The organism is Streptomyces sp. NPDC058678 (assembly GCF_042714835.1).
In the GTDB taxonomy this organism is placed as follows: Bacteria; Actinomycetota; Actinomycetes; order Streptomycetales; family Streptomycetaceae; genus Streptomyces.
Map to the genome: position 1 here is coordinate 1 of NZ_JBHXSG010000151.1, position 7,143 is coordinate 7,143.

The 7,143-nt window shown below is 66.7% G+C and carries 4 protein-coding genes and 2 pseudogenes; 4 read left to right on the forward strand and 2 right to left on the reverse strand.

Features of this window, described 5'->3' with window-relative positions:
- The first annotated feature begins 114 nt into the window (after positions 1-114).
- Entirely contained in the window at positions 115-888 is a 774-nt protein-coding gene (locus ACFWWR_RS48130) for an aldo/keto reductase (RefSeq protein WP_384310709.1), read from the forward strand.
- Positions 889-918: 30 nt separating this feature from the next.
- On the opposite strand, the gene ACFWWR_RS48135 is transcribed toward ACFWWR_RS48130, so the two are convergent.
- On the reverse strand, positions 919-2,637 hold the full coding sequence (locus ACFWWR_RS48135) for a cellulase family glycosylhydrolase (protein ID WP_384310706.1): 1,719 nt from the start codon (positions 2,635-2,637) through the stop codon (positions 919-921).
- A gap of 671 nt (positions 2,638-3,308) precedes the next feature.
- Here ACFWWR_RS48135 and ACFWWR_RS48140 point away from each other — a divergent pair.
- On the forward strand, positions 3,309-4,529 hold the full coding sequence (locus ACFWWR_RS48140; RefSeq protein ID WP_384310707.1) for an IS110 family transposase: 1,221 nt from the start codon (positions 3,309-3,311) through the stop codon (positions 4,527-4,529).
- 62 nt (positions 4,530-4,591) lie between these two features.
- Here ACFWWR_RS48140 and ACFWWR_RS48145 read toward each other — a convergent pair whose 3' ends face one another.
- A complete protein-coding gene (locus tag ACFWWR_RS48145) occupies positions 4,592-4,870 on the reverse strand; it encodes a hypothetical protein (protein ID WP_384310708.1) in 279 nt (92 codons plus the stop codon).
- Between the two features lie 423 nt (positions 4,871-5,293).
- On the opposite strand from ACFWWR_RS48145, the pseudogene ACFWWR_RS48150 reads away from it, so the two are divergent.
- Positions 5,294-6,483: pseudogene (locus tag ACFWWR_RS48150) on the forward strand (IS110 family transposase).
- Between the two features lie 15 nt (positions 6,484-6,498).
- A pseudogene (locus tag ACFWWR_RS48155) lies at positions 6,499-7,143 on the forward strand (transposase); the annotation flags it as partial.

A 7,143-nucleotide genomic window follows, 5' to 3' on the forward strand; every position in this document is an offset into this window, starting at 1 on the left:
CTACGAGCGCAAAGCCGAGCACTTCCTCGCCTTCACCAGCATCGCCTGCACCCTCATCTGCTACCGCCGACTCACCAAATGAGATGACTTCTAAGCACCTACCGGTGCCGGGCGATCCCGGAGGCGGCCGTCCGTGCGGCCGCCTCCGGCGTGCGGTGGATCGACACCGCCCCCAACTACGCCACCGGCCGCGCTCAGGACTTGCTGGCCCCGGGCCCTGGCCGACCACCCGGCCCTACGGATCGCGACGAAGGCCGGCTACTTCACCGCGGCCACCGGTGCCGATGCCGTGAACGCCGGTGTCCTCACCGAGGACCAGGCATGGTCGGGCACAGCCTCACCCCGGACTACGTGCGCTGGCAGACCGGCCGCAACCGCGAGCAGCTCGGGCGCGAGCGGCTGGACCTGGTCCTGCTGCACAACCCGGAGCGCGCCCACCCCGGCGACCGCGTGGCCCTGCACCGTGCGATGCGGGAGGCGTTCGTCGTCCTCGAGGAAGCTGTGGCAGCCGGGCACGTGGCCGGGTACGGCATCGCCACGTGGGCGGGCGTGGAAGAGGAGGCGTTCACGGTGGGGGAGCTGCTCGCCCTGGCCGCCGAAGCCGCGGGCGGCCGGCACCACCTGGTCGCGGTCCAGCTGCCGGTGAGCCTGGTGATGATGACGCCGATCACGCAGGCCCTGCACGGCCGGGGCCCGCTCCCGGCCGCCGCCGGCGCGGGGCTGCGGGTGATGGCGTCGGCGCCGCTGCACGGCGGCGAGCTCCCCGGCATGGTCGACCAGGAGCTCGCCGACCTCATCCGGCCGGGCCTGACCCCCGCACAGGCGTGCGTCCTGGCGGTCGCGTCCTGCCCGACCTGCTACAAGAAACGTGCCGAACTCACCACCTGAGATATCGCCTCATTCCTGATGGACCCGTTTTCAGGCAGAGGTGCCCGTGACCGCGGTGCCGGACCTGGTCAGCGTGTACGTCAAGATCGCCCCGCTCCAGAAGTGGAAGGTGAGGGTCACGGTGGTGTTGTCGGTGACACCGTCGAAGAACGTGGTCGGCAAGGTGATCGTGCCTGCGGTGTAGTCCGGTGTGAAGGCCACATTGAACTGCTTGTACGTCGTCCAGGACTGCGGACCGGCGGCGGTGCCGTCGGCATAGACGGCTTCCATGGTCGCCAACTTGTCGCCGGTGAACGCGGTGGGTATCACCAGCGAGGCTGTCGTACCCGTCGCGCTCGTCAGTACCGGCTTGTCATAGGTGATGACGTTGACGGCCCAAGGAATTCCTTCCGTGAACCGGAGGGACAGGACGGCATTCGTGCCGTACTCCTGCGACGCGGTCAGCCGGCTGAGCGCCGCCGCTGCGATCGTCAGCGTGTTGCCGCTGACGGTGTAGTCCACGCCCCGGATCAGGGGGCGGGTGCCGACATCGATCCTCAGCAGCCTGGTGCCGTTGAGGTTCAGCGTGATCGTCGCGTCCGTCGGGGTCTTGCCCTTGGGCACGAAGAGCTGATCGGTGGACGCGGTGCCGGAGCGCCCGGTCCAGCTGGAACGTATCTGCGCATAGAGGCTCGGGTCGTTCCATTGCATGGTGCGGCGGTTGAAGCGACTGCCGTTGTCCCACAGCATCGTGGTCAAGCCCCGGTACCGCGCGTAGTAGCCGAGATACTCAAGGTACTTGAGCGTCTCACCCTGTTCGACCGTGCCGGGGCCGGAGTCCCAGCCGAGCAGCCCGTACTCACCGACGACGACCGGGATCCCTTTGGCCACGAAGGCCCTGTGCAGCAGGTCGAACGTGTCGGTCAGGTCCTGCTGGGTGGCCGCGTTGAAGGTCGTGTAGCCGGCGAGGTTCACGCTGAAGGGCCAGAAGCTGTAGTAGTGGATCGAGGCCACGAGGTTGGGGTCGTCGAGCGCGGAGAAGGTGGCGAGCAGGGTGTCGATCTTGGCCTGATCCGGGGTGTCCCCGAGGGTCGGCATGACGAGCAGGCGGTCGGCATTGCCTCCGCCGGTCGCGCGCACGACGGAGTGGAATGTCGTGTTGAGCTCGTTCATCAGAACGGCGTTCTGCTGATCGCCGGAGCTGCCGGTGAAGAAGGGCTCGTTGATGCTCTCGAAAAGCAGTCGGCGCGGCTCGTCCCGGAAGGTGGCCGCGATCTGCTGCCAGGTGGCCGTGTACTGGGCCAGGACCGCGTCATGCTGGGTCGGCATGTTCGGCACCCACTGCCACGCGTCGCCGTGCATGTTGATCAGAACGTAAAAACCATCGGCCAAGGCCCAGTCGACCACCTGCTTGATCCTGGCCAGGAACACCGGGTCGAGGGTATAGGTCGGAGCCGGGCCCTCGTGCTGGCCCCAGGTCACCGGGATCCGGATGCTTCTGAAGCCCTGCGCCTTCAGCCTGCGGAAAAACGCCTGGGTCACCCGCGGGTTGCCCCACGCCGTCTCGTCGGCGCCGATGGCCTCGAAGCTGTTGCCCAGATTCCAGCCGGGCTGCATGTTTGCGACTACGTCCAGCGCGGACGCCGACGCGGCGGAACCAGTGGACCGGGCAGCGGCCTGGGCGGCCGTCGGGATGGACAACGCCGTGACGGCGAGGGCCGCGGAGGTCGTCATGACCTGGCGGCGAGTGAAACCGGTTGAACTCGGCATAGAACTCTCCATTGAGTCGAAAGTCCTTCCCCATGTCGAAGGCGTCATCGTCGAAGCGCTTCGACGCGTTGCGGGAGCCTAGCGCAACCTGACGACGGAGAGAACGGGCTAATCCGCATGGACCTCAATCGAGTTCGAAAGGTTGCGCGTCGAAGCGCTTCTCCCCATGGGGCGTCAGGCGCGGCGTCACGCAAGCTCGTCGGGGTTCCCTGCTCATCTGCCGTCGATGCCGACCGGGCCGGCGGTCACCCAGCGGGGGATCTCACGCCTTCTCTGCACCCGGCCCGCGAGCAGCGGACCGGAAAGTCCCGACAAGCCACTGGCCATCGAGGCGCTTCCAGCGGCCGTTCCTTCACGCAACGTTGCTCAACACCTCGAAGCGTGAAGAACGGCCGCCCTGTTGTCCCGGGAATGAACCAAGATCAGCGGGTCAGGTGAACGGCCGAGGTTAAACACCAAGCTCAGCTTGTCCTACCTTCCAAGCGTGGGTCTGAGCTGGTCCTTCGTAAGATCGGCGGGCCCGGGGGTTTCGGGTATGGCTGTGAGCTTGTCGCCGTTGGATGGCTCAAAGAACTTGGCCGCTCGGAGCCCCGCGACGACTCGACCGCTAATTGGGATACGCGACTCGATCGCTGTGTAGGACAACGTCGGCGAGGTCGTCTGCGGGATCGATGTGTGACGACGAGCTGGCGGAGGTGACCGTGCCCCAGATCTGGGCCGGGGTGGACATCGGCAAGGAACACCACCACTGCGTGGTGGTCGACGAGCGGGGGGAACGCCTCCTTTCACGTCGAGTCTTCAACGACGAACCGGCCCTGCTGGAGTTGATCGCAGACGTACTCGCGCTCTCCGAGGACGCCCTGTGGGCGGTGGACATCAACCACGGTGGCGCCGCGCTCCTCATCGGCCTGCTGCTCAGCCACGAACAGCCCATGGTCTACATCACCGGCCTGGCCGTGCACCAGGCGTCGACGGCCTACCGTGGCCAGGGCAAGACGGACGAGAAGGACGCGTTCGTCATCGCCGACCAGGCCCGCATGCGCCAGGACCTCGGTCTCCTGCGGCCCGGCGACGAGATAGCCGTCGACCTGCGCATCTTGACTGCCCGCCGTCTCGACCTGGTCAACGACCGCACCCGTCAGACCAACCGGCTGCGGGCTCAACTGCTGCAGTTCTTCCCCGCGTTGGAGCGGGCGTTGAACCTCAGCAAGAAAGGTCCGGTCATGCTGCTGGCCGGATACCAGACGCCGGCCGCGATCCGCCGCAGCGGGGCCAGGCGGATCGGAACCTGGCTGAAGAACCGCAAGGTGAAGAACGCCGCCGCGCTCGCCGAAATAGCTGTCGAGGCGGCCAGGGCCCAGCACACCGCACTGCCTGGAGAAACCCTCGCGGCCGCCATGGTCGCCCGCATCGCCAAGGGCCTGCAGGCACTCGACCGCGAGATCGCCGAGATCGACACTCTCATCGAAGCCCGGTTCAACGAACACCGACACGCGACGGTGATCCGCAGCCTCCCAGGCATGGGCACCCTCCTCGGCGCCGAGTTCATCGCCGCCACCGGCGGAGACCTTGAAGCCTTCGGGACGGCCGACCGCCTGGCGTGCTTCGCCGGCCTCTCACCAGTGCCGCGCGACTCCGGCCGCGTCAGCGGCAACATGCGCCGCCCACGCCGCTACCACCGCGGCCTGCTCCGGGCCTTCTACCTCTCCGCAATGGCCAGCCTGAGAACCTGCTCCGCCTCCCAGGCCTACTACGGACGCAAACGGAACGAGGGCAAGGGGCACAAGCAGGCTCTGCTCGCTCTGGCCCGTCGACGAGCCAACGTCTTGTGGGCCATGCTCCGCGACGGAGAGTGCTACGAGCCCCTACCGACCGTCACAACGGCGACTTGACATCGTCATTGGGAAGTTCTTTATCAACGATGGCCGAAGCCATTGTTGCTGCGTGGCGATGTTCAGTGATGTACGTCCAGGTACGCGTCGTGCTCGGCGTAGTGGATGACCGCCTGGCATTTCTCCAAGGCGTTGGGCCGGGCTCCGTCTCGCCAGGACGACCAGACTTCGAGGACGTCCTGCGTCAGCACGACTTCGAGTAGATAAGGAAGGTTGGGCGGCGGCGTGTCGAATGCTGCGACGGCCGCGTCTGAGGCGGCCGTCCAGGGCTTGGCCGCGTAGATCACCGCTTCGGCAGGCTGTTCGTCGAGGGACTGCAGAAGGTCCAGGAGAGTGGGCACGGTGAGAGCCTATGTCGCCATCTCGAACGACGTCTCGAACTGATTCGCTCGCATGGGGGTTCGCCGGATGTGGGGGCGGCCTTCGTCTGATCATGTGCTCCGACCAAGGTGCACGTGACCACGACGAAGGCCGTGAGGGTGAGTCTGCTGCCTGATGCTGTCCGGAGGGAAGCGTTCGCGGAGGCGTCACGCTTCCCTACGTTGTTCTGCGGGATGTGGTGAGCCCTCCGTATGGTTCACCCACCCAGGGGCGTCGGGTGTGGCTTTCACGCTTCTGCCGCTTGTGGCTTGCCCGGATTGGCCACCCGACGACCCACGACGACTCGGCTGCCAATTAGGAATTGCGAATGATCGCTGAGTAGGGAATCGACAGCGAGGTCGTCCGTCGGGAGGCACCAGCAGCACACCTCACGGAGGCACCACATGGCCGCGATCTGGGCCGGAATCGACGCCGGCAAGACCCATCACCACTGCGTCGCGATCGATGACAGCGGCCGCAGGCTGCTCTCCCGACGCGTCGCCAACGACGAACCCGAGCTGCTCGAACTTCTCGCCGACGTGCTCGCCCTGGCGACGAGGCGACCTGGGGCATTGATCTTGCCGACGGTGGTGCCGCGCTGGCCATCACGATCCTCCTCAATCACGCCCAGCCGGTCCACTACATCTCCGGCCGGGCCATCCACCGGGCCTCCGAGGGCTACCGCGGCGAGGGCAAGACCGACGCCAAGGATGCCGCGGTCATCGCCGACCAGGTCCGCGTCCGCCGTGACCTTCACCCCTTACGCGTCGGCGACGAGACAGCCACCGACCTCAAGATCCTCACCAACCGACGCCTGGACCTGGTCGCCGACCGCACTCGCACCATCAACCGACTCCGCGCCCAGCTCAATGGCATCTTTCCCGCCCTGGAACGTGTCCTGGACTTGAACAACACCGGTCCCCTGCTCTTACTGACGGGCTACCAGACCCCGGTTGCCATCCGCCGGATCGGGGCCAAGCGGCTCGCAACCTGGCTGCGGAACCGCAGCGTCATCCGTGCTGACCAGCTCGCCGAGAAAGCCGTCGATGCCGCCGATCGCCAGCACACCAGTATCCCTGGGGAGAAGCTGGCCGCTCGGATGGTGCATACGCTGGCGAAGGAGGTGATGGACCTCAACCAGGAGATCAGTGAGCTCGACAAGCTCATCGAGGCCCGGTTTCGTGACCACCCATCCTTCGAGGTGATCACCAGCATGCCCGGCCTGGGTGTCATCCTCGGCGCCGAGTTCGTAGCCGCCACCGGCGGTGACATGAGCCTCTTCGGCACCCCAGACCGCCTTGCCGGCTTCGGAGGAGTCGCCCCGGTCCCTCGTGACTCAGGCAAGATCAGCGGCAACTTCCGGCGCCCCCAGCGGTACAACCGCCGCCTCCAGCGCGTCTTCTACACCTCAGCGATGTTCAGCATCCGCTACTGCGAGGATTTGCGACGGTTTTACGATCGCAAGCGCGCCGAGGGCAAGCGCCACACCCAAGCGGTCCTCGCCCTCGCCCGCCGCCGCGTCAACGTCCTCTGGGCCCTTCTGCGCGACGGACGGACCTATGAAGTCGTGCCCCCCACAGCTCCCGCGACTTGACAGAAAGCATTAGGAATCCGGGGAGATTCCTACGAGTGTCTGACTGCTCGGCGCGATGAATTGTTCGAGCTGTCCGACGCTCTGTTGTGCGCGGACGGTGCGGTGAAGTCCCTGGTGGACTTGACGCTGCTGCCCGAGCATCGTCGTGGGCACGAGCGATGTACGGCGGCTTGAACCATGGCCGGATCGACATGGACCGGCTGCGGACAGTGCTGGCCGGGCTGTCGCTGCCGCGTTTCGACGGCGGCCGTCTGGTGCTGGCAGTCGATGTGTCACCGTGGCTGCGCTCGGACGCGCCGTGGTCGGCGGAGCGGCTGTTCTGCCACGTCTATGGGCGTGCGAAGACGGCGTCGCAGTTCATCCCGGGCTGGCCCTACTCCTTCGTCGCCGTGCTGGAGCCGGGCGCCACCTCCTGGACCGCGATCCTGGACGCGGTCCGGCTCGGACCGGCGGATGACGCGACCGCGATCACCGCCGATCAGCTGCGGGATGTCGTCGAACGGCTCGTCACCGCAGGCCAGTGGCAGGCCGGGGACCCGAAGATCGTGATCGTCAGCGACGCCGGCTACGACGTCACCCGCCTGGCCTGGGTTCTGCGTGACCTGCCGGTCGAGCTGGTCGGCCGGGTCCGCTCCGACCGCGTGATGCGTCTGCCGAAAC

Coding starts and splice junctions, on each gene's coding strand:
- ACFWWR_RS48140 (WP_384310707.1), top strand. CDS start 3,309: ATGTGTGACGACGAGCTGGCGGAGGTGACCGTGCCCCAGATCTGGGCC.
- ACFWWR_RS48135 (WP_384310706.1), bottom strand. CDS start 2,637: ATGCCGAGTTCAACCGGTTTCACTCGCCGCCAGGTCATGACGACCTCC.